Annotated in this window: 19 protein-coding genes; 14 read left to right on the top strand and 5 right to left on the bottom strand. The window is 39.8% G+C overall.

Translation table 11 applies throughout. The features are described from left to right. The first annotated feature begins 391 nt into the window (after positions 1-391). The 4 genes from ACFW0C_RS07710 (at position 392) to ACFW0C_RS07695 (ending at position 5,160) form a co-directional block, all read left to right on the top strand. Positions 392-1,453, top strand: a complete 1,062-nt coding sequence (locus ACFW0C_RS07710) for a BMP family protein (protein ID WP_378106630.1) — start codon at positions 392-394, stop codon at positions 1,451-1,453. Between the two features lie 89 nt (positions 1,454-1,542). Then, positions 1,543-3,138 carry an ABC transporter ATP-binding protein gene (locus ACFW0C_RS07705; protein ID WP_378106628.1) on the top strand — a complete coding sequence of 532 codons (1,596 nt, stop codon included), beginning with the start codon at positions 1,543-1,545 and terminating at the stop codon, positions 3,136-3,138. Beyond that, entirely contained in the window at positions 3,125-4,204 is a 1,080-nt protein-coding gene (locus ACFW0C_RS07700; RefSeq protein ID WP_378106626.1) for an ABC transporter permease, read from the top strand. The genes ACFW0C_RS07705 and ACFW0C_RS07700 overlap by 14 nt, the downstream gene beginning before the upstream one ends. Next, entirely contained in the window at positions 4,204-5,160 is a 957-nt protein-coding gene (locus tag ACFW0C_RS07695) for an ABC transporter permease (RefSeq protein ID WP_378106625.1), read from the top strand. The genes ACFW0C_RS07700 and ACFW0C_RS07695 overlap by 1 nt, the downstream gene beginning before the upstream one ends. Positions 5,161-5,380: 220 nt before the next feature. Here the strand turns inward: ACFW0C_RS07695 and ACFW0C_RS07690 are convergent, their stop codons facing one another. Then, positions 5,381-6,004 carry a flavin reductase family protein gene (locus ACFW0C_RS07690; protein WP_378106624.1) on the bottom strand — a complete coding sequence of 208 codons (624 nt, stop codon included), beginning with the start codon at positions 6,002-6,004 and terminating at the stop codon, positions 5,381-5,383. A gap of 16 nt (positions 6,005-6,020) precedes the next feature. Beyond that, entirely contained in the window at positions 6,021-7,043 is a 1,023-nt protein-coding gene (locus ACFW0C_RS07685) for a lactonase family protein (RefSeq protein ID WP_378106623.1), read from the bottom strand. A 149-nt stretch (positions 7,044-7,192) separates the two neighbouring features. On the opposite strand from ACFW0C_RS07685, the gene ACFW0C_RS07680 reads away from it, so the two are divergent. From ACFW0C_RS07680 to ACFW0C_RS07670, 3 genes are all read left to right on the top strand, one after another. Continuing rightward, a complete protein-coding gene (locus ACFW0C_RS07680) occupies positions 7,193-8,428 on the top strand; it encodes an AI-2E family transporter (protein WP_378106621.1) in 1,236 nt (411 codons plus the stop codon). 94 nt (positions 8,429-8,522) lie between these two features. Then, positions 8,523-10,238 carry an ABC transporter ATP-binding protein gene (locus ACFW0C_RS07675; protein WP_378106619.1) on the top strand — a complete coding sequence of 572 codons (1,716 nt, stop codon included), beginning with the start codon at positions 8,523-8,525 and terminating at the stop codon, positions 10,236-10,238. Next, positions 10,238-12,079, top strand: coding sequence for an ABC transporter ATP-binding protein (locus ACFW0C_RS07670; protein WP_378106618.1), 1,842 nt, complete (start codon positions 10,238-10,240; stop codon positions 12,077-12,079). Before ACFW0C_RS07675 ends, ACFW0C_RS07670 begins: the two co-directional genes overlap by 1 nt. Positions 12,080-12,153: 74 nt before the next feature. Here ACFW0C_RS07670 and ACFW0C_RS07665 read toward each other — a convergent pair whose 3' ends face one another. From ACFW0C_RS07665 to ACFW0C_RS07655, 3 genes are read right to left on the bottom strand one after another with little or no spacing between them, the layout of a single operon-like run. Further along, entirely contained in the window at positions 12,154-12,741 is a 588-nt protein-coding gene (locus ACFW0C_RS07665) for an SOS response-associated peptidase family protein (RefSeq protein WP_378106617.1), read from the bottom strand. Positions 12,742-12,781: 40 nt separating this feature from the next. Continuing rightward, complete coding sequence (locus tag ACFW0C_RS07660; protein WP_378106615.1) at positions 12,782-13,465, bottom strand: type 1 glutamine amidotransferase; 684 nt, start codon at positions 13,463-13,465, stop codon at positions 12,782-12,784. Next, positions 13,465-14,817: a MurT ligase domain-containing protein gene (locus ACFW0C_RS07655; protein ID WP_378106614.1), complete on the bottom strand. Its 1,353-nt coding sequence runs from the start codon at positions 14,815-14,817 to the stop codon at positions 13,465-13,467. Before ACFW0C_RS07655 ends, ACFW0C_RS07660 begins: the two co-directional genes overlap by 1 nt. Positions 14,818-15,045: 228 nt before the next feature. Here ACFW0C_RS07655 and ACFW0C_RS07650 point away from each other — a divergent pair, with 228 nt between their 5' ends. From ACFW0C_RS07650 to murA, 7 genes are all read left to right on the top strand, one after another. Continuing rightward, the gene (locus ACFW0C_RS07650; protein ID WP_378106612.1) at positions 15,046-15,666 is read left to right on the top strand and encodes a thymidine kinase; all 621 of its coding nucleotides are present in this window, start codon (positions 15,046-15,048) and stop codon (positions 15,664-15,666) included. Between the two features lie 100 nt (positions 15,667-15,766). After that, positions 15,767-16,840 carry a peptide chain release factor 1 gene (gene prfA, locus ACFW0C_RS07645; RefSeq protein WP_378106611.1) on the top strand — a complete coding sequence of 358 codons (1,074 nt, stop codon included), beginning with the start codon at positions 15,767-15,769 and terminating at the stop codon, positions 16,838-16,840. Continuing rightward, positions 16,833-17,696 (top strand): peptide chain release factor N(5)-glutamine methyltransferase, encoded by an 864-nt coding sequence (gene prmC / locus ACFW0C_RS07640; protein WP_378106610.1) that lies wholly within the window; start codon positions 16,833-16,835, stop codon positions 17,694-17,696. The genes prfA and prmC overlap by 8 nt, the downstream gene beginning before the upstream one ends. Before the next feature lie 42 nt (positions 17,697-17,738). Continuing rightward, on the top strand, positions 17,739-18,764 hold the full coding sequence (locus ACFW0C_RS07635) for an L-threonylcarbamoyladenylate synthase (RefSeq protein WP_378106608.1): 1,026 nt from the start codon (positions 17,739-17,741) through the stop codon (positions 18,762-18,764). Between the two features lie 71 nt (positions 18,765-18,835). Next, on the top strand, positions 18,836-20,056 hold the full coding sequence (glyA, locus tag ACFW0C_RS07630) for a serine hydroxymethyltransferase (RefSeq protein ID WP_111857084.1): 1,221 nt from the start codon (positions 18,836-18,838) through the stop codon (positions 20,054-20,056). Positions 20,057-20,176: 120 nt separating this feature from the next. Continuing rightward, positions 20,177-20,812 carry a uracil phosphoribosyltransferase gene (gene upp, locus ACFW0C_RS07625; protein ID WP_378106605.1) on the top strand — a complete coding sequence of 212 codons (636 nt, stop codon included), beginning with the start codon at positions 20,177-20,179 and terminating at the stop codon, positions 20,810-20,812. 96 nt (positions 20,813-20,908) lie between these two features. Then, positions 20,909-22,213 (top strand): UDP-N-acetylglucosamine 1-carboxyvinyltransferase, encoded by a 1,305-nt coding sequence (gene murA, locus ACFW0C_RS07620; RefSeq protein WP_378106604.1) that lies wholly within the window; start codon positions 20,909-20,911, stop codon positions 22,211-22,213. The last annotated feature ends 15 nt before the right edge of the window (positions 22,214-22,228 follow it).

Raw genomic sequence — 22,228 nt, 5'->3', positions numbered from 1 at the left:
TGAAAATGAATAATGGAAAAGAATATATAAAAAGCCAGGCAATCTAATGATTACCTGGTAGAAATTACTCATCAGTCCTATTTGACGAAGAGCCTATATATTCTAATCAAGGTCGGGGCTATATGTCTCGACTTTTTTGTTATCTAAAAATGGAGAAAGTATTGTAATAGTGCTGTTTACACAAGTAGCTGTCGGTTATCCAAATAAACGTTCGTCTTTAAAATGATCATAATCCTATGATAAAAGTGTTAAGTGAGAAAAGTGAATAAAAATACGAACTATTTTTGTGAAAAAACTTTACTTTTTCAAATTTATAACGTAAAATAACTCTTGTAAGAAACGAACATTAGAAACTTTTAAAAACATAACATTCGTCTATTGGAGGAGAAACATGTCTACAAAATTTAAAAATATCGTTTTATTAGCTGGTTCTGTTTTTGCTTTAGCAGCATGTCAAGGTCAAAATGCTGGAACTGATACTTCAAGTGAATCAGATTCTCAAGCAACATCCGAAGCTACCGGTGATTACGCTATTGGCATGATCACTGATGAAGGTGGGGTAGATGACCGTTCATTTAACCAATCAGCTTGGGAAGGTATGCAAGCTTGGTCAGAAGAAACTGGTAATAAAGTACAATATTACGAATCAACAGATTCATCTGATTTTGTACCAAACTTCAATACTGCGATTGCAGATGGTTATGACATCATCTTCGGTATGGGCTTCATGTTAGAAGATACTTTTAATGAAGTAGCACCTGCTAATCCAGACCAACAATTTGCCTTTATTGATGGACAAGTAGACCAACCAAACGTTGTATCAATGACTTTTAAAGACCAAGAATCTGCATTCCTAGCAGGTATCGCTGCAGCTACAACGTCTGAAACAGGTAAAGTAGGGTTTGTTGGTGGTATGAAAACACCTGGTATCGACCGTTTCGAAACTGGTTTTAGAGCTGGGGTAGCTCATGTAGACGAATCAATCGAAGTAGATGCACAATATGTTGAATCATTTGGTGATGCTGCAACAGGTCAACAAATTGCCAATGCAATGTACACAAGTGGCGCAGATGTCATCTATACAGCTGCTGGTGGTTCAGGTAATGGTGTTTTCACTGAGGCTCGTAACCGTCTTGAAGCAGATAGCGAAGCAAATATCTGGGTAATCGGTGTTGACCGTGACCAAACTGAAGAAGGTGAATGGTCAGGTGGTAACTTTACCTTAACTTCTACAATCAAAGACACTGGTTCTGCTATCGTTGCCATTACTGAGCAAACAATGGATACTGAATTCCCAGGTGGCGAGTTGGTAGAATACGGTTTAGCAGATCACACAGTTGATATCACAAGAGGTAACCTTGATGATGAAACTTGGGCAACAATTGAAGAAGCGAAACAAGCAATCATTGATGGTGAAATTGACGTTCCAGAATTCTCTTATTCAGCAGAGTAAGCGAGTATAGAAAAGTAAATTGCGTCAGTCAAATTGGCTGACGCTTTTAATTTGGATAGGCATCTAGGTTAGAAAAGAGGAAAATAGACATGCAAAATGAAAATGTCATTGAAATGCGTGATATTACAAAAATATTTGGTACATACAAAGCTAATGATCATATCAATTTCAATTTAAAAAAAGGTGAAGTTCATGCCTTACTAGGGGAAAACGGGGCTGGAAAATCGACCTTGATGAATATTTTATCCGGTTTACTAGCACCAACATCTGGTGAGATTTTGGTGAACGGTCAAGCGGCAGTCATCAGTTCACCTGACCATGCCAATAAATTAGGTATCGGTATGGTTCACCAACATTTTATGTTGATTGATAAATTTACAGTAGCCGAAAATATTGTGCTTGGAAAAGAGTCTACAAAATTTGGTTACCTTGACGAGAAAGCAGCTTATACAAAAATCAAAGAGTTATCTAGCCAATACCATTTGGCCGTTGATCCAGATGCTTACGTGCAGGATATTTCTGTTGGTCAACAACAAAGAGTTGAAATCATTAAGGCGCTGTACCGTGGCGCTGATATTTTAATTTTTGATGAACCAACTGCTGTATTGACGCCTCAAGAAATTGAAGAATTGATGCACATTATGAAAGCTATGACACTTGAAGGTAAATCCATTATTTTGATTACCCATAAATTAGATGAAATCACCTCGGTTGCTGATCGTTGTACAGTAATTCGTCGAGGTCAAAGTATTGATACGGTTGATGTCACAAACACCAACAAACAAGAGTTGGCGGATATGATGGTTGGACGTCATGTGAATTTTAAAGTTGAGAAAAAGCCCGCTGAGACAGGCGAAGTTATTTTGCAGGTTAATGATTTAGTGGTCAATGAATCTCGGGGCTTACAGGCAGTGAAATCTGTAGATTTTGAGGTGCGGGCAGGGGAGGTTTTAGGCATTGCTGGAATCGATGGTAACGGACAAACTGAATTAATCCAAGCGATTTCAGGTTTAAGAAAAGTGGTTTCAGGAAAAGTGACTTTAGCTGGTAAAAATGTGACCAACAAGCGTCCACGAAAGATTACGGAAGCGGGATTAGGACATATTCCTGAAGACCGGCAAAAACATGGTCTATTCCTTGAATTATCGATTGCAGAGAATATGGCCATGCAGTCTTATTACCAAAAACCTTTTTCCAAAAATGGGCTCTTAAACCACAATTTCATCAACGACCATGCAAAAATTTTAATCGATGAATTTGATGTGAGAACTGAAAGTGAAGCAACGCTAGCAGGTGCCTTATCTGGTGGTAACCAACAGAAGGTAATTATCGCGCGTGAATTAGACCGAAATCCGGACTTATTAATCGCTGCTCAACCGACTCGTGGGTTGGATGTAGGGGCGATTGAGTTTGTGCACGACCGGTTAGTACAGCATAGAGACGCAGGGAAGAGTGTATTGTTAATGAGTTTTGAACTAGACGAAATTATGGGTGTTGCTGACAGGATTGCAGTGATGCATGACGGGAAAATAAATGCCATCGTCGATGCTGACGATACGAATGAAACGGAATTGGGTCTATTAATGGCGGGTGTAAGCTTAGAAGAAGCACGCGTTCAAAGTGTCCTACATCCAGTCGGTCAAGATACAATAGCGGAAGGGGTTGAACCAGTTGAAAGCATTTAAGACGAATACGCTTGTTGAAAAATTAGCTATACCAGTGATTTCTATTTTAAGCGGATTTATTTTAGGGGCCTTAATCATGTTATTCTTCGGCTACAATCCAATTGCTGCCTACGATGCCATGATCATGACTGTTATATCTAGTCCATACTTCATTGGTGAAGTATTAAGACAAGCGACAGTGTTAACGTTAACTGGTTTAGCCTTTAATGTGGCTTACCAATCTGGCTTCTTTAATATTGGTTTATCAGGTCAATTATTAGCCGGATGGTTATCATCAGTAGCTTTCGCCTTGGCCTTTCCAGATTTACCGCAAATGATTATGGTACCTGCAATCCTCATTATTGGGACCTTATCTGGTGCCTTATACGCCTCAATTGCTGGTGTTTTGCGTGCCTACTTAGGGACAAATGAAGTTGTTGTGACGATTATGTTGAACTATGTCATCTTGTATACGACCAATTACCTTATTCGTGAGGTGCTAGGGTCAGGGAATATGACTGGTAAAGTAGGCGAGAATGCTTCCTTAGCTTTAGGTTTTATCTCAACATTAACAGGTGGGTCTCGTTTAAATATGGGGATTTTCATAGCTATCATCATGGTTATCCTATACGGATTTGTGATGAAACATACAACTATGGGCTTTGAATTAAAGGCTGTTGGATTAAATAAAGATGCAGCGGAATATGCAGGTATTCACGTGGAGAAAAATATCGTCTTAGCTATCTTCCTGTCTGGTGGTTTGGCTGGTTTAGCGGGCGTCATCCATGGTATCGGGACTTTTGGTAACTTGTATACACTAACATCTCTACCATCTGAAGGGTTTAACGGAATTGCTGTTGGCTTGCTTGGAATGGGGACTCCAGTTGGGACTTTTCTAGCTTCTATCTTATTCGGTATCTTGAATATTGGAGCTTCATTTATGCCAAATCGTGCCGGCGTACCGGATGAATTGGCGAGTGTTATTACAGCTGCTATCATCTTCTTTATCGGTTCGTCTTATATCATTTCATATGCAATAGATAAATTCGGTAAGGGTAAAAAATCGACAGTTAAGGGGGACCAATAATGAACTTTTCTACTATTTTACAATTAATTGTGTCTTCAACATTAATGTACGCAGCACCTCTTATGTTTACCGCAATCGGTGGTGCCTTCTCTGAACGGTCAGGTGTGGTGAACATTGGTTTGGAAGGGATTATGGTAATGGGAGCCTTTGCTTCAGCCGTTTTCAATATCGCCATGTCAGGTACTTTCGGGGCCATGACGCCTTGGGTTGGTCTATTAGTAGGTGGACTAGTGGGCTTGATCTATTCAGCAATTCATGCCGTATCATCTATTAACTTCCGCGCCAATCAAACCATTTCCGGTACAGTATTGAACTTAGCAGCTCCTGGATTATCTGTTTTCTTAGTGCGAGCGATCTATGGAGCAGCGCAAACAGGTCCATTAGCGAAACCTTTTGTGACCTATAATATTTTAGGTTTGAATAATATACCAGTTATTGGACCAATTTTCTTCCAAAATACTTCTGGCCCAGCTTATCTAGGTATCCTATTCGCCGTAATCGCTTGGTTTGTCTTATTCAAAACCCGTTTTGGTTTACGCCTACGTTCAGTCGGCGAGCACCCAGAGGCAGCTGAGACACTTGGTATTAACGTAAACGCAATGAAATACGCTGGCGTTTTGATTTCTGGACTCCTTGGTGGTATCGGTGGGGCGGTTCAAGCACAGGCTGTACAGAATGAATTTTCTGTAATCACCGTAGCAGGACAAGGATTCATGGCCATGGCGGCAATGGTTTTTGGTAAATGGCATCCAGTCGGTGCACTACTTGCTGCAATATTCTTTGGATTCGCGCAAAGCTTATCGGTAACAGCAAACTACATCCCCATTATTCAAGATGTACCATCAGTTTACTTAGATATTGCGCCTTACATATTGACGATCATCGTATTAGTTGTATTCATTGGTAAAGCTCAAGCGCCAAAAGCTTTAGGGAAAACCTTTGTTCAATCGAAATAGGAAAAATGATTAAGCATCTATTCAAATTATAGAATAAACAAAAAAAGGGGCTGTGACATCATTGTCACAGCCCCTAATTGCTATTTAACAATAGCTGTTATATCAGTTTCCAAAAGTTAAACTTTCCCGACACTTCCCAAAAGCCGAACAATTACTGCCCAGTAATTGTTCGGCTTTTGGTCTAGCGCGTTGGGTCTTAACGACTTTTGGCAAATCTACTTTATTCTGGTCGTTCTAACACATAAGGTTTTGTGATATCCGTATACAAGTTGCCGGCTAATCTGGCAACAGGGGCTAACCCTTCATACAAGACGTAGCCTTTTTCCTCGTCATATACCGATGCATCTAAATGATAGTCGGTAATTTCAAGTATGAACATATCAGTGATGATACGGTCCTCCCGGTCACGGATTGGGATATACTGGTAGACTTTTACCTCAAGGCGAATTAAAGCATCAGCCACACCTGGCGGGCTCACGGTCTTAGAATTAACTGTTTGAATGTCAGCTAGGGTCAATTCACTGACGTCTGCTGAAACTTTGGCAGCGGTAGCGTTCATTTTATCAATGAAAGACTTGCTGACAATATTCACCACACCTTCAGGATGGTCTAATAAATTGCGGGCGGTATCTTTAATGGAAAAATCTTCTTTTCGAAGAATAGCCATTGAAATTAAGGGCAACTTTTGCCCGGCACCACTAGTAAAAGAAAAGGGTGCCAAATTGATGACACCTGTTTTCTTGTTTTCACTAGTAATCCAACCAATTGGTCGGGGTACAATAGCACCAGATAGCAATTTATATTGTAGCTTTTCGTCCATTTGACTGGCGGCTAAATGATACATGAATGGTTAAACTCCTTTAAACTGGTGTGACACAAACGATTTCATTAATATTTGTATGATCAACGTAGGTTAATAAACCACTTGCTTGGTCACGTGTAAATAATGAAATTTGTGGTTGGAATTGGTGACCAACAATGACAAATGATTCATCTGCATTGAAGTTGAAGTCACGCGGGAAATCACCTTCAGTTGAAATGTTTTGAATTTCAGTTAAACTTTGCCCATCTGCTGAAACTTCAAAAACAGTAATTGAGTTGTGACCACGGTTTGAGACGTATAAGAACTTGTTGTCACTTGATAAGCGAATCGCTGCTGATGAGTTGAATTCAGTCCAATCGCTTGGAATCGTGTCATAACGGTTTCCAGAAACTAAAGAACCATCTTCTTGAATGTTTAACACTTCAACTGTGTAGTCCAATTCCCCTAAAAGGTAAACGATTGGTTCTGAATGGTGGAAGGCAAGGTGACGTGGACCAGTACCAGGCGCTGCTTTGTAGACACTCACTTCAGCTAATTTGTTATCATCGGTAAGAGTATAAGTGTGCACTTCATCAGTGCCTAAATCACAAGAAAGAATGTATTTGTGGTCATTTGTTGGATGGATAAAGTGGGCATGTGCAAAGTCTTGGTTTTCATGCGGGCCAACTGGTGAAGTATGTTGGATGACATCCGTTACAGTCAATGTACCATCTTCGTTGACTTTAATCACTGCCAATTCACCTTTTTTGTAGTTAGCATCATAAAGAACTTTTGCTTCATCATCATATGTTAAGTAACAGCCATTTTCATTAAATACTTTCACACGGTCTTTAAAGGCAAATTGACCATCATTATTTTCGTAATGGGCAACACCAGGCTCATTACCGTCACTTAAAGTGAATAGATGTTTGCCGTCTTTAGATAAAGTAATGTAAGTAGGGTTGTTTTCTTCAATAATCAATTCACTTGCTTCAAAAGCTTTCTTATCAGCATTTAACGTTAAGGTATGAATCCCCTTATTGTCTTCACGTGTATAACCAGATACATAAATCGTTTCCATAATAAAAATCCCTTCTTTCATAAGATAATTTCATTATACAAGAAAACGCTCTTATTAACACCAAAAACGGCTATACTTTAATTGTTTAGGTACATTTATAGGAAGAAATGTTTGCTATAATAGACGTATGCATTATAGGAGGCGACGTCATGAACGATAAAATCAAACCAGAAGAAACATTATCAACGAAAGATTCATCATCAACGAAAGACCAGATAACTTTTTCAAAATCCTGGTTTTTCAAATATATTTTAAATAATCGATATATTAGCGCCTTGATGGTCGGTATTTTAATTGTCATTTTTATGAGCCTATTTACCCGAGTCTCATACCTATTAGACCCAGCCGTTTCCTTCATCCAATATGTTTCACTACCTATTATCGTGGCAGCTATTTTCTACTATTTGACAGTGCCTTTAGTGAATCAAATCGAAAAAAAGGGACTCAACCGAACCTGGGGGTCAGCAATCGTTTTACTATTGATTGCGGTGGTGGTTACCGGCCTTATTGCTTTAATCCCAACAGTAGCGGATGAAGGGCGTAATTTGATCAATAACTGGGATACTATTTGGTCAGACTATCAAAATCGCTTACAAACCTTGATTCGCGGTGATTGGTTTGACCAAGTGAATATGGTATTCCAATCAGCCATGAATAATGTATTAGACCTGTCATCATTTAATTGGGAGAGCATTGCTAATTCAGCAATCACAAGTGTCTCGTCTATCGTTGGGACAGTGACCAGGGTAGCAGTAGCTATTTTTACCGCACCGATTATCTTGTTCTATATGTTACGGGACGGCCACAAATTGCCCACATATGTCGCGCAATTTCTGCCTATTAAAATTCGTAAGGCGACCCTACGCCTATTAAGCGATATGAATTTACAAATTAGCCAATATATCCGTGGACAAATTATTGTCGCGATTGGGGTAGCCATTATGTTTGTAGTGGGTTACTCAATTGTTGGACTACCTTATGGGGTAATTATTGGGGTTGCTGCAGGTTTTTTAAATGTCATTCCTTACATAGGATCATTCTTGGCAATGGTGCCAGCCATTATTGTCGCCATTGTAGTTGGGCCAATGATGATTGTAAAAGTCTTGATTGTATTCGCTATTGAGCAGACGATTGAAAGTCGTGTGATTTCACCACAAGTTTTGGGGTCCAATATGGCCATTCACCCAGTCACCATCATGCTTTTACTAATCTCAGCAGGATCAATTTTCGGGGTTGCGGGGGTTGTATTCGTCATTCCAATTTACGCCGTCATCAAAGTCATGTTTAGCCACTTCTTTGCTTGGTATAAACGCGTTTCCGGCTTATATTCAGAAGATGAAAGCCTATTAGAGGAGACCATTTCAGAGGATACACCCGGCAAGTAATTTATATTTGTGTAATGAGAGAAAAGGGCGTATAATGCCCTCTTGAAGCAATATTCACATTGTTTATATTATAAAACATAAGAGGAGGAATTAGATGTGGCGTTTAATTAAACGAATTCCCTTTTGGGCTATGTTCGGGGCAATTGTCTTTGCCTTAACACAGGCTATTGGGGAATTACTATTGCCAACGCAGACCGCTCGCATTATCGACGAGGGTGTTGCGGCAGGAGACATGCAGGCTATCTACAGCATTGGTGCCCAGATGATCTTGATTACTATCTTAGTCATTATTTCTGCAGGGATTTCAGTATATATTTCTGCCCGCACTAGCCAAGACTTGGGTAGAAAATTGCGTAATGAAATTTATACAAAAGTTTTGCAGTTTTCAAAAGAAGATATGGGGACCTATGGTGAGGCCTCATTGATTACGCGTTCTTCAAACGATATTCAACAGGTTGAAGTGACTGTCATGATGATTATGCGTATGGTATTACTTTCACCAGCCATGCTGCTAGCAGCTGTCGTGATGGCTGTATTAGCTAGTCCAGAATTGAGTTTAGTTTATGCAGTTTCAGGTCCAGTATTAGCCTTATTAATTTTTATTATTTTACGCATTGTGTCACCATATTTTAAATCCATGCAACGTAAGGTTGATGATTTGAACCTTATTTTCCGGGAAGGATTAACAGGTGTACGTGTTGTAAGAGCCTTTAACAAATCAGATTTTGAAGTAGCACGATTTGCTGAAGCCAATAAAGATTATGCGGATACAGCGATTAAAGCAATGTTCCGGATGTCTTTTTTAATGCCTATCATGACAACAATCCTATCACTAACAAACATTACTTTATCATGGCGCGGTGCCCATTTAGTGGCCGCTCAAAACCTAAGTGTTGGGGTCATCCTTTCATTCGTCAACTATTCATTCATTATCATGTTTTCATTCATGATGTTAGGGATGATTTTCGTGATTTTACCGCGTGCTCAAGTGTCTGCTCAACGGATCAACGAAATTTTGGATACTGAAATTACTATTCAGTCACCTGAAAACCCTGTATCTATTGACCGTCAAGCACCTGGTGAAGTAACATTCGAAAACGTTGCCTTTAAATTTGGTAACGCAGAGCATAATGTAGTGGACGACATCAACTTCCAAGTGAAACCAGGGCAAACCTTAGCCATTATTGGGGGTACTGGTTCTGGGAAAACAACGATTGCCAACTTACTCTTACGTTTTTCAGACGTCACTAAAGGTGCAGTTAAAGTCAACGATACAGATGTGCGCGACTTATCATTGAATAATTTGCGTGATCTGGTCAGCTACGTACCGCAAAAAGCCAACTTATTCTCAGGGACCATTCGTGAAAACTTGAAGTATGGAAACAGTGAGGCTACCGATGAAGAACTTTGGTATGCCTTACGCATTGCTCAATCCGAATCATTCGTTCGCGAATTGCCGGATGGTTTAGATGCCCACGTGGCCCAAGGTGGGAATAACTTCTCAGGTGGACAAAAGCAAAGACTTTGTATCGCCCGTGCCATCGTTAAACAAGCAAATATTTATCTTTTCGATGACTCATTCTCAGCCTTAGATTACACCACTGACCGTAATTTACGAGGGGCTTTAAAAGAAGTGACTGAAAATGCAGCAACAATTATTATTGCGCAACGTGTTTCAACTATTCGTGATGCAGATACGATTATAGTCCTTGATAAGGGTGAAATTTCTGGTATCGGTAGCCATGATGAATTAATGGCAAATGATATTTACCGAGAAATTGTCGAATCACAAATTAAGGGGGCGAACTAATGGCGAATAACAGAAAAAAACTAGAAGGCCGCCGTCATAAACCGAAAAACTTTTGGTCAACCCTAGGTCGCTTCATCAAATATATGGCGAGTCGTAAATGGACATTCTTATTGATTATTGTCCTAATTATCCTAGCGACCACATTTCAAATTGTGTCACCACGTATTTTAGGTCAAGCAACTACTCTAATTACCGATGGGGTAAGTAATGGCTTGCAAAACGTGGATGGACAGCAAATGTACGTCATTGATTATGCTGGGTTAGCAAAAATCTTAACTCAAGTAATCACTTTCTACTTAATTAGTGCTTTATTTAACTTTTTACAAGGGGCTTTATTAAGTCGTACTGCCCAACGCGTAATTGAAGACTTAAGAAATGATATGCGGGCGAAATTAAACCGTTTGCCGATTTCATTCTTAGATTCAACGCCAAATGGTGAAATCATGTCACGTGCCATTAATGATGTTGAAGCGATTGCTATGTCACTACAACAAACCTTGCAACAGGTTTTGATGTCTAGTACGCAATTTGTCCTAACTATCACGATGATGACATTAATTAGTTCAAAAATGACCTTAATTGCAGCAGGAACTATTTTGCTCTCTACAATTGTTATGCTGTCTATTACACCGGTATCTCAAAGACTATTCGCTGCCCAACAAAGGGTGCAAGGGAATATGAATGCCTATATCGAAGAAAACTATTCTGGTCAAATTGAAAATAATGCTTTCAACCAAAATGAAGGTAAAATTGCTCAGTTTGAAGAAAAATCAGCAGAATACTACACGGTTTCTTGGAAAGCCCAATTCATTTCGGGTATCTTGATGCCGTTGATGAATTTGGCGAAAAACTTTGGTTACGTAGCTGTAGCTATCGTTGGTGGTTTCTCGGTGGCTAACGGTACTATGGTAATTGGGGACGTTCAAGCCATGCTACAATACGCTGGGATCCTATCAGAGCCACTAAAACAAACGGCCAACATGATCAACCAATTACAACGGATGGTAGCATCTATCGAACGTATTTTTGAATTCCTTGACGTTGAAGAAATGGAAGAAGTAACTTCTGGTCAACCAGCTATTGAAACAGACTATAAGATGATTTTCGACCACGTCCAATTTGGTTATCAACCAGGCGAAGAGAACCTACTAATGACTGATTTCAACCTAACCGTTGAGCCAGGTCAAATGGTGGCGATTGTAGGACCTACAGGAGCCGGTAAATCAACTATTATCAACTTAATTGAACGGTTCTATAATATTTCTGGTGGGTCTATTAAATATGATGGTGTAGATACAAGAGATATTGACCAAGAAGAATTACGTTCACGAATGGGTATGGTATTGCAAGATACTTGGCTATTTAATGGGACTATTGCAGACAATATTGCTTACGGTTCAAACAATCCAAATGTGACACGTGATGAAGTGGTTCGTGCCGCAAAAGCTGCCCATGTAGATGACTTTGTGCGAACCTTACCAGATGGATATGACACCATTATCAACCAAGATGGGTCTAATATTTCTCAAGGTCAACGTCAATTAGTGACGATTGCTCGGGCCTTTATGTCTGATCCAGAGATTTTAATCTTGGATGAAGCGACATCATCAATTGACACCCGTACAGAAAAACTCATTCAAAAAGCCATGAATCAATTACTTGAAGGGCGGACTTCATTTGTTGTTGCCCACCGTTTATCAACCATTCAAGATGCAGATAACATTATTGTATTGAACCATGGTGACGTCATTGAAACAGGTAACCACGAGGAATTATTAGCTCAAGAAGGCTTCTATTATAACCTTTATAATTCACAATTTGTGAAAGGTGAATTTGAATAAGCACATATGTGCATCAAAAAAGCGAGTCGTTTTAATCTAAACGGCTCGCTTTTTGAGTGCATCTTATTCAAATGTCATGATACTTTTGCTGGTAGTAATTGTTGGTGTGTAGGCTTTTGATAATTGAAGGCAAAGTCATCATCTAAAATCCATTTGGCAATATCTACTTGTGGAATCAAAAGTGGCATCCGGTAGTGGATAGGACTAACAACTTCATCGGGTTCCGTAGTGATGATAATCGATTCAGCTTGTTTTTGCCCGGTCTTTTTGTCAGGATAAATCCGGTAAAAGCCACCCACATAAATGACCCGACCAAAATCGGAAAAAGTGTAAGCTTCCTTATCATCAGTAAATTCAAAGAAGGCTGACATAGGGAAGACAATCCGTTGACCTTCAAATGGCGCTTTAAAGGTCTTCTTGTCACGGACTGTTTCAATCCGGGCGTTAATCATCAATTGACTAGGTTTGAAACCTGTAAATCCCCATCGCGTAATGCCAGGGACGATTTCACCGTCAGGATTAGCGCCAAGTGTTACCACTTGATTTGAAGGGTAGACCGTCCCATCCCTTAAGTCGGTCACATCAACACCGCGACTGGCAATTTCTTCGTAATAATCGAAGAGGATTTGCTCATTTTTATCATATAAATAGCGACCACACATAGCATAGCTCCTTTTCTTTTAGGCAAAAGGGCCTTCAAATTTAAGCTGACTGGTTTTCTCTCGCTAATCTGGCTTTCATATTTTTAATGGCTAACCCAACAATTTCATTGGTTAACTGTTCGTTACGAACTAATAAAGGACCGTGGAAGTAAGAACCAAAAGTATTTTTATACATAACACCTTCAGTTTGGTCTTCCCCGTTGTTACCAAAGCCAGTAACCACTTTACCTAAGGGTTGGGTATTTTCTCCTAAAAAGGTCCGGCCGTTGTGATTTTCATAGCCGTAGTAAGTTTGGCCAAAACGGTCATTTTCAATGACGATATCACCAATAAAGCGGTTATTGTCTTGATTTAATGTGTAGTGGTCTAAGGCACCAATGCCCTCTAACCGGTCACCTGCAGCATTGATGTAGTACTTTCCAAGTAATTGGAATCCACCGCAGATACCGATTGTTACACCGTCATTTTCAATATACTCGGTTAAGGCTTCTTTTTTTAATTGGATGTCACGGGCTACAATTTTTTGTTCATAATCTTGGCCACCGCCAAAGAAGACAAGGTCAAATTGACGAGAGTCAAACTCATCACCGATAGAGACTAATTGAGTTTCAACATTAACGTTTTGTGCTTTCGCTGCATGTTGTAACATCAATAAGTTACCGTTATCACCATATGTATTCATTAAGTTCCCATATAAATGGGCAATTTTTAAAGTTTGTTCCATTAACGCATCCGCTCCTTCACGTAACCTAATTCAGCCAGTTCTTTTCTAATCGCAAGCATAGCTGTATAAGTCGCTAGAATATAGACTTTTTCAGTCGGTGCATTTTTCACTGTTTCAATAATGGCTTTAGTATCTTCTAACTGGATTAATTGGTCTTGGTTAAAGCCAGCGACTGCCATACGTTTAGATAAGTCAGCCACACGAATACCTGCCACATAAGAAGCTTCAATATTGTCCATTTCGGCTAATTTTTCGAAGTTGCCATCCCAAATCCATGATACATCTTGGCCATCAGCGGGGCGGTCATTTAACACTGAAATGAGGGTATACGGTGCATTTTCTAAAAGACATAATTCAATGATTTGGTTTAGTCCTACAGGGTTTTTGATAAGATTAATCCGTAAGTCGTGACCTTCCACGTTAATGGCTTCTTGACGCCCGAAAATACGTTTAGCTCCTTGTAATCCTTCAGCGATATCTGTCTGGCTGACACCAAAATACCGGCCTAGTGAGTAGGCTGATAAGGCGTTGTAGACATTGTATAAACCAGCAACTGGAATACTGTATTGGTAGCCATCAATTGTAAAGCTAGCTGATTCCGGTGTTAATTCATTGATTTCTTCTACTTGATAAGTTAATTCTGGACGACTCACGCCACAGTTTGGACAGAAGTAGTCGCCTAGGTTGCTGTAGGTAATGCTGTGGTAGTGTAATACATGCTCACAGTTTGGACAGATAACACCATCCGTATTGTTGTCAGCTAGGAAGTCTTTTGATTGGTCCTCAGTGTTGAAACCGAAAAATACTTGTTTGTTATCTACTTTACGAGATGAGAATATCGGTGCATCCCCATTTTGCATTAGAATAGCGTCTTTCGCTTTTGCTGCACCTTGAAGGATAAAGTCATAAGTGGTGTAGATTTCACCATAGCGGTCCATTTGGTCGCGGAAAATGTTGGTGGTTAAAATCACTTCTGGTTTAATGTGTTCAGTGATATGACGTAAAGAAGCTTCGTCGACTTCAAGAACAGCGACTTTATCTTTAGACTTTGTACCAGAGTCTTCAATAAATGATGAAGTGATTCCTTGCAGCATGTTTGACCCTGAATTGTTAGTCATTACATGGTCAAATTTTTGTTTCAAAATATTGACAGTTAGTGCGGTGGTCACTGTTTTCCCGTTGGTTCCTGTAATAATGACTACACGGTAATTTTCTCCTAAGGCTTTTAGGATCTCGGGATCAATTTTCTGTGCAATTTTACCGGGTAGAGAAGTACCACCGCTTGTAAATCTCTTTAATAATTGTTGGCTCGTTCGGCCAGCTACAGTTGCTAGTTGACTCTTAAATTTCATTTTTGGCACTCCTCTAATCATTTGCTATCCGCTACTTAGGCGAACCCTTAATGAGCTAATTTTACCATAGGTGGGCAGGATTCTAAAAAATTTCCTGTCATTTAAAATTTCTTTAAACTTTTACTGGGGATTAGACCTGCAAGCAGGAAATAAAATTGACTAGTGACGGGAATAAAAGTAAAATGAATAGCTGAGTAAATCGATATTAAAAAGTATGGGAGTGTTTAGATGGCTCAGTTATTTTTCCGTTACGGTGCGATGAATAGTGGCAAGTCTTTTGAAATCATTAAGGTAGCGCATAACTATGAAGAACAAAACAAACATGTATTAGTTTATACCAGTGCTGTTGATAACCGTGCAGGTGTCGGGAATGTGTCTAGTCGTGTGGGTGAAGAAAGATTAGCGCGTGCGATTGCGACGGAAACGAATGTGTACGAGGATTTAGTCACTTATATGCGTGAGAACGACCAGAAAATTTATTGCGTTCTGATTGATGAAGCCCAGTTTTTATCAAAAGACCATATCTACCAATTGGCACGTATTGTTGACGATTTAGATATCCCAGTTATGGCTTTCGGCTTGAAAAATGACTTCTTAAATAACTTGTTTGAAGGGTCTAAATACCTATTGCTATTAGCTGACAAGATTGAAGAAGTGAAAACCATTTGCTGGTTCTGTGCCAAGAAGGCTATTATGAATATGCGTGTAGCTGACGGCAAACCTGTATATGAGGGAGAGCAAGTGCAAATTGGCGGAAATGAAGCCTATTACCCAGTTTGTCGTAAACATTATCACCATCCACCGTTGAAAGATGGTAAAATCTTTATTGAGCGCAACACTATTGAATAACAAGTAGGTAGGTATAAGTCAAATAACCTTTGTCATACCTAGTTTAATATCGAAAATAAACTGTAAGTTTTACATAAAGAAATAGAAAAGAGTTGAAAGCATGTTTACAGACCAATTAGATTCATTTATTGCCCGCTATGCGGAAGTAACTGAGTTAATGAGTGACCCGGACGTGATTAATGATAATCAACGGTTCCGTGCTATCTCTAAAGAAGAAGCTGATTTAAGACCGAAAGTAGAAACGTTTAGTCACTATAAAGAGGTGATTCAAGGTATTGAAGATACTGAGGAATTATTAGCAGAGTCATCAGATGATGAAATGACCGAACTAGCAAAAGAAGAATTGAAAGAATTAAAAGCAGAACGTGATAGTCTCGAAGAAGAGATTAAACGTTTAATGATTCCTTCAGATCCAAACGACGATAAAAATATTATCATGGAAATCCGTGGTGCAGCGGGTGGGGATGAAGCCCAATTGTTCGCTGGTGACTTGTATGAAATGTACAGCCGTTATGCAACTAGCCAAGGTTGGCGCGTTGAGGTCGTTGAATCATCTAGTAATGATATCGGTGGTTTCAAAGAAATCACTCTACAAATTCAAGGGGATAATGTATATTCTAAGTTAAAATTTGAATCGGGCGCTCACCGTGTCCAACGTGTACCAGATACTGAGTCTCAAGGTCGTGTGCATACATCTACTGCTACAGTGGGTGTCATGCCTGAACTTGAAGATATTGACTTTGACTTAGATGATGGTGATATCCGTATTGACATTTACCGTGCCTCTGGTGCCGGTGGTCAGCACGTTAACAAGACCTCTTCTGCCGTTCGTTTAACCCATGAACCAACAGGTATTCAAGTGGCTATGCAAGACCAACGTTCACAACAACAAAATAAAGATAAAGCAATGATGATCTTACGTTCACGCGTATACGAAAAAATTGCTTCAGAGCAACAAAATGAATATGATTCACAACGTAAGAACTTAGTAGGTACTGGTGACCGTTCAGAACGTATCCGTACTTACAACTATCCTCAAAATCGTGTGACTGATCACCGAATTGGTTTAACTATTCAAAAATTAGACCGTATCATGACAGGCGAATTGGATGAAATCGTTGACGCTTTATTATTAGCCGATCAAGCCAATAAGTTAGAGGAGTTAAATGATTAATCAAACGTATTTAGAGGTCCAGGTTTGGGCCTCTTCTTTTTTAGAAGAAAATAACCAAGAAGCTGAAATTGCTTACCATCTCTTGCTTGATCTAGCCAATTTTTCAGTTTCGGATTGGGCTCTTAAACGTAAGCACATCATGCCAGTTGACCTGAAAGAAGCCTATCAAACGGCTATTGAAAAGGTGGCTAAAGAAAACTATCCTTGGCAGTATATTGTCGGGAAAGCATGGTTTTACGGTGAAACTTTCAAGGTTTCACCAGCTACCTTAATTCCAAGACAAGAAACAGAAGATTTGGTGTCTTTTGTGGCTGATTTAATCAAAAAAGGGCATATCCAGGAAGATGCACGGGTTCTTGATATTGGTACCGGTACGGGAATTATTGCCATCACTTTGAAACAGCGTTTTCCCAATCTACAATTTACAGCGACAGATATTTCACCGGATGCTATAGACATTGCCCGTGAAAATGCCGTGGATAAAAAAGCTATTATTGATTTTAAACTGGGTGATTTATTTGAACCAGTTTTTGGCCAAGAATTTGATCTAATCATTTCAAACCCTCCTTACATCGGCTCAGATGAGACGGATGTGATGTCTAAATCAACGGTCCTATATGAACCAGATTTAGCCCTTTTTGCAGAGCAAAACGGCTATCAAATTTATTGGCGTTTATTCGATCAAATCCATGATTATTTGGCTAAGCCGGGTTATTTTATTGGTGAATTTGGTTACAAACAAGGGCAGTCCTTGCTTGCTGGCGCTAAAGATCGCCTGCGAGTGTCGGACGCTGAGGTAAACATCATCCAAGATTATGCGGGCAATGATCGAATACTAGTTATCCAAAATCCATAAAATACAACAATCTAACAAAATGAGAAAGGAGTTCAACCTGTAATGACAAAAATCATTCAAGCAAGTGAAATAGAAGAAGGCGCAGCCTTACTGCAGGACGGTCAACTAGTGGCTTTTCCAACTGAAACAGTCTTTGGATTAGGGGCCATCGCTCATAATGAGCAGGCAGTTAAATCTGTTTATACTGTTAAAGGACGTCCAAGCGATAATCCCTTGATTGTCCATATCGCTGATCCAGCAGATATCTTTGAATATATGATTGATGGTGACCCAAAAAGACACGATTTAATCGACCAATTAACGAAGGCTTTCTGGCCGGGTCCTTTGACCCTAGTAGTGCCAGTTAAACCAGATACCTTCCCAAGTGTAGTGACTGGTGGCATGGATACAGTAGGAATTCGCTTACCTGATCACGAAACGACGCGTGCTTTAATTCGCGCAACTGGCTTTCCAATCGTTGGCCCGTCTGCCAATATTTCTGGTAAACCGAGTCCAACCCAAGTAACCCATGTGATGCATGACTTTGATGGGGTTATTGGTGGTGTTGTGAACGCTGAACCAACTCGTATTGGAGTGGAATCTACGGTCTTGGACCTGACAGATTCAAGAGGCTTAATCATTTTGCGACCTGGTTACATCACCAAGTCTATGCTAGCTGAAGTGGTGACAGACATGCCGATATATATGGGTGGCACCATTGCCAATAATGCGGAAGAAGCGCCGAAAGCACCAGGTATGAAATATATCCACTACAGTCCTAACCAACCCGTGATGGCCGTTTCGTCTGACAAAATGGCGAATGTGCTAGCTGATCTATCTAGTCAATCGATCAAGGTAGCGTTGGCAACTAGTGAAAATAATTTTGAAAAGTACAAAATGTCAGTTGACTCAATTTTATCACTGGGACCGACAATAGAAACCGCTACACAACAACTTTTCGCAGCTTTAAGAACTTTTGATGATCAGGAAAATATTCAACAAATTATCGTAGAATTGTTCCCTGAAACAGAAAAAAATGAGGCATATCGAAATCGATTGATCAAAGCGAGTTCAACCGTGGTAGAATAGACCTAGATAAAAAAATTGGATAAGGTAGACCCCAAGGAATATTATCAAAAAATAAAACTGGAGGCAGATGCATGAGTAACGACATTATTTTTGATTTATTAGATGAGGAAATGGACCGCCAACAACATGGAATTGAGTTAATCGCAAGCGAGAACTGGGTATCGGAGGATGTAAGACGTGCGCAGGGATCAATTGCAACCAACAAATACGCAGAAGGGTATCCGGGTAAACGCTACTACGGTGGCTGTGAAGTCGTGGATAAGATTGAAACATTGGCGATTGACCGCGCTAAAGAATTATTTGGTGCAGCATACGCAAATGTTCAACCACATTCAGGTTCACAAGCCAATATGGCCGTATATGACGCTTTCTTAGAGCCAGGCGATTTAGTTTTAGGGATGAACTTAACTGATGGTGGTCATTTGACTCATGGGTCAAATGTAAATTTCTCTGGTAAGAAATACAATTTTATTGCTTACAATGTCACAAATGATGAAGAATATATTGATTATGCTGAAATCGACCGCTTAGCCAAAGCGCACCAACCTAAATTAATCGTTGCCGGTGCTTCAGCTTATGCGCGCACGATTGATTTTGAAAAAATAGCTGAAACTGCTAAAGCAGTTGGTGCATACTTTATGGTTGATATGGCTCACATTGCTGGTTTAGTTGCAGCGGGTCTACACCCAAATCCAATTCCTTATGCAGACGTTGTTACGTCTACAACGCATAAAACTTTACGTGGCCCTCGCGGTGGTTTGATTTTAACTGCTAACGCAGATTATGGTAAGAAATTAAACTCTGCTATTTTCCCAGGCATTCAAGGTGGACCTTTAGAGCACGTGATTGCTGCCAAAGCTGTTGCCTTCGGTGAAGCCTTACAAGACGACTTTAAAGACTACCAAGCACAAATCATCAAAAATGCCAAAGCCTTTGAAAAAGTCTTCAATGAAGAAGGTATTCCAATGGTATCTGGTGGAACGGACAACCACTTGTTATTACTAAAAGTCATCGGTTTTGACGTGACAGGTGCTGAAATTGAAACTATCTTAGATGAAGTTGGGATTACTGTAAATAAAAATACAATTCCAAACGAGACTTTAAGCCCGTTTAAGACAAGCGGTATCCGTATTGGGACGCCTGCTATTACCACTCGTGGCTTTAAAGAAGCGGAGTCTGAACAAGTAGCTCGATTGATTGCTAAAATCATCAAAAATCCTCAAGATGAGGCTGTTCGAGCTGATGTTCGTGCATCTGTTAAAGCCTTAACTGAAGCAATTCCATTAAAATAATCTCATTTAAAGGACTTGAAGGCCTAGCTAACTTGCGCTAGACTTTCAAGTCCTATATAATATCTAGAGTTTGAGCAAAATTAATTGGCTGCATAAAATTTAAAAGTGAGGTAAATATTCATGAGTAAATTAGTTGTAATTGATCACCCCCTAGTGCAACACAAGATGGCTATGTTACGTGATAAAGATTTAGGGACTAAAGATTTCCGTGAATTGGTAAATGAAATTACGATGTTTCTTGGTTACGAGGTAACGCGTGATTTACCAATGGAAGAAATTGAAATTGAAACACCTTTAGTTAAAACAACTCAAAATGTTATTGCTGGTAAAAAATTAGCGATTGCACCAATTTTACGTGCTGGATTAGGAATGGTTGATGGGATGCTGTTATTGATGCCGGCAGCAAAAGTAGGTCACATTGGTATGTTCCGTGACGAAGAAACTTTACAACCACAAGAGTACTTCTTCAAAATGCCTCAAGACATTGAAGAACGTGAAGTAATCGTAGTAGATCCAATGTTAGCGACTGGTGGATCTGCCATCATGGCCATTGATTCACTAGTGAAACGTAATGTTAAACCAGAAAGCATCAAATTTGTATGTTTAGTTGCAGCGCCAGAAGGTGTGAAAGCTTTACAAGATGCTTACCCAGAAGTTGATATTTTTGCGGGTGCATTAGATGAGAAGTTAAATGAAGATGGCTACATCTTACCAGGTCTTGGTGACGCTGGTGACCGTCTGTTTGGTACCTTATAATTGTCATCAATTACATGTATATGCTACTCTTGATATACAAAACGAAGCATAAACATTTAAAACAAATAAATTAATATTAGATAGGTGATAATAAAAATGACGGAAAACATGATTGTTAAGGGTGGCCGTAAATTAAAAGGGCATGTAAGGGTTGACGGGGCAAAAAACGCTGTCTTACCTTTATTAGCAGCCACTTTATTAGCAGACCAAGGGAAGAGTCGCATTACCAACGCATCATTACTATCAGATGTATATGTAATGAACGATGTATTGCGTAACTTAAATGCACAAGTTGATTTCGATGAAGAAAACAACGAAATTATCGTGGACGCTTCTGGTGATTTAACCACTGAAGCACCATTTGAACTTGTTAGCAAGATGCGTGCTTCGATTGTTGTAATGGGGCCATTATTGTCTCGTTATGGTCACGCTAAATTTGCTATGCCAGGTGGTTGCGCTATTGGTTCGCGTCCAATTGACTTACATGTTAAAGGATTTGAAGCTTTAGGTGCCAAAGTAACGACTACAGCAGGTTATGTTGAAGCAAGCGCTGATAAATTAGTGGGTGCTAACATTTATTTAGACTTCCCAAGTGTTGGGGCAACACAAAATATTATGATGGCTGCTGCATTAGCTGAAGGGACAACAATCATTGAGAACGTTGCCCGTGAACCTGAGATCGTCGACTTAGCCAACTTTATCAATAAAATGGGTGGTCGCGTTCAAGGTGCCGGTACAGATACCATTAAAATCCGCGGGGTTGAAAGCCTAGAAGGAACTGAACATTCTGTCATCCCTGACCGTATTGAAGCAGGAACATTTATGGTAGCTGCAGCCATTACTGAAGGTGACGTCTACATTGAAGATGCGATTTCAGAACACAACCAACCGTTGATTTCTAAGTTAAAAGAATTAGGGGCGACAATTACTGAAGACGTGTCCGGTGTCCGTGTGCAAGGTTCAACTGTTTTGCATCAAACAAAAGCTAGAACCTTACCATATCCAGGGTTCCCAACTGATATTCAATCACCATTTACAGTTGCCCAAGTTTTAGCAGAGGGTACTTCAGAAATGGAAGAAACCGTTTTTGAAAATCGGTTTATGCACTTAGAAGAATTGCGTAGAATGAACGCTAACTTTAATATTAACGGCAATACAGCTGTTATGAACGGTCCTGCTAGGTTACAAGGAGCAGCAGTAGCCGCTTCAGATTTACGTTCAGCAGCAGCCTTAATTCTAGCTGGTTTGAAGGCTGAAGGGATGACCAAAGTATCTGAACTAAAATATTTAGACCGTGGTTACCATTCATTCGAAAAGAAATTACAAGCCTTAGGCGCAAACGTGCTTCGCGTGGATGTGGATGGGAAATCAGACGCAGAACTTGCTAGTTTACTAGATTAGATTGGTCGTGACCCT

This window comes from Aerococcus sp. NPDC058936 (assembly GCF_042741995.1).
GTDB lineage: Bacteria > Bacillota > Bacilli > Lactobacillales > Aerococcaceae > Aerococcus.
The sequence above is the reverse complement of the archived record's forward strand: the minus strand, read 5'-3'. Positions and strand labels throughout refer to the sequence as shown.

What these genes read in the sequence shown, in the direction of transcription:
- murA (WP_378106604.1), top strand. Translation starts at nt 20,909, where the DNA reads ATGACGGAAAACATGATTGTTAAGGGTGGCCGTAAATTAAAAGGGCAT.
- glyA (WP_111857084.1), top strand. Translation starts at nt 18,836, where the DNA reads ATGAGTAACGACATTATTTTTGATTTATTAGATGAGGAAATGGACCGC.
- ACFW0C_RS07665 (WP_378106617.1), bottom strand. Translation starts at nt 12,741, where the DNA reads ATGTGTGGTCGCTATTTATATGATAAAAATGAGCAAATCCTCTTCGAT.
- prfA (WP_378106611.1), top strand. Translation starts at nt 15,767, where the DNA reads ATGTTTACAGACCAATTAGATTCATTTATTGCCCGCTATGCGGAAGTA.
- upp (WP_378106605.1), top strand. Translation starts at nt 20,177, where the DNA reads ATGAGTAAATTAGTTGTAATTGATCACCCCCTAGTGCAACACAAGATG.
- ACFW0C_RS07705 (WP_378106628.1), top strand. Translation starts at nt 1,543, where the DNA reads ATGCAAAATGAAAATGTCATTGAAATGCGTGATATTACAAAAATATTT.
- ACFW0C_RS07635 (WP_378106608.1), top strand. Translation starts at nt 17,739, where the DNA reads ATGACAAAAATCATTCAAGCAAGTGAAATAGAAGAAGGCGCAGCCTTA.
- ACFW0C_RS07675 (WP_378106619.1), top strand. Translation starts at nt 8,523, where the DNA reads ATGTGGCGTTTAATTAAACGAATTCCCTTTTGGGCTATGTTCGGGGCA.
- prmC (WP_378106610.1), top strand. Translation starts at nt 16,833, where the DNA reads ATGATTAATCAAACGTATTTAGAGGTCCAGGTTTGGGCCTCTTCTTTT.
- ACFW0C_RS07710 (WP_378106630.1), top strand. Translation starts at nt 392, where the DNA reads ATGTCTACAAAATTTAAAAATATCGTTTTATTAGCTGGTTCTGTTTTT.
- ACFW0C_RS07650 (WP_378106612.1), top strand. Translation starts at nt 15,046, where the DNA reads ATGGCTCAGTTATTTTTCCGTTACGGTGCGATGAATAGTGGCAAGTCT.
- ACFW0C_RS07695 (WP_378106625.1), top strand. Translation starts at nt 4,204, where the DNA reads ATGAACTTTTCTACTATTTTACAATTAATTGTGTCTTCAACATTAATG.
- ACFW0C_RS07685 (WP_378106623.1), bottom strand. Translation starts at nt 7,043, where the DNA reads ATGGAAACGATTTATGTATCTGGTTATACACGTGAAGACAATAAGGGG.
- ACFW0C_RS07660 (WP_378106615.1), bottom strand. Translation starts at nt 13,465, where the DNA reads ATGGAACAAACTTTAAAAATTGCCCATTTATATGGGAACTTAATGAAT.
- ACFW0C_RS07670 (WP_378106618.1), top strand. Translation starts at nt 10,238, where the DNA reads ATGGCGAATAACAGAAAAAAACTAGAAGGCCGCCGTCATAAACCGAAA.
- ACFW0C_RS07690 (WP_378106624.1), bottom strand. Translation starts at nt 6,004, where the DNA reads ATGTATCATTTAGCCGCCAGTCAAATGGACGAAAAGCTACAATATAAA.
- ACFW0C_RS07655 (WP_378106614.1), bottom strand. Translation starts at nt 14,817, where the DNA reads ATGAAATTTAAGAGTCAACTAGCAACTGTAGCTGGCCGAACGAGCCAA.
- ACFW0C_RS07680 (WP_378106621.1), top strand. Translation starts at nt 7,193, where the DNA reads ATGAACGATAAAATCAAACCAGAAGAAACATTATCAACGAAAGATTCA.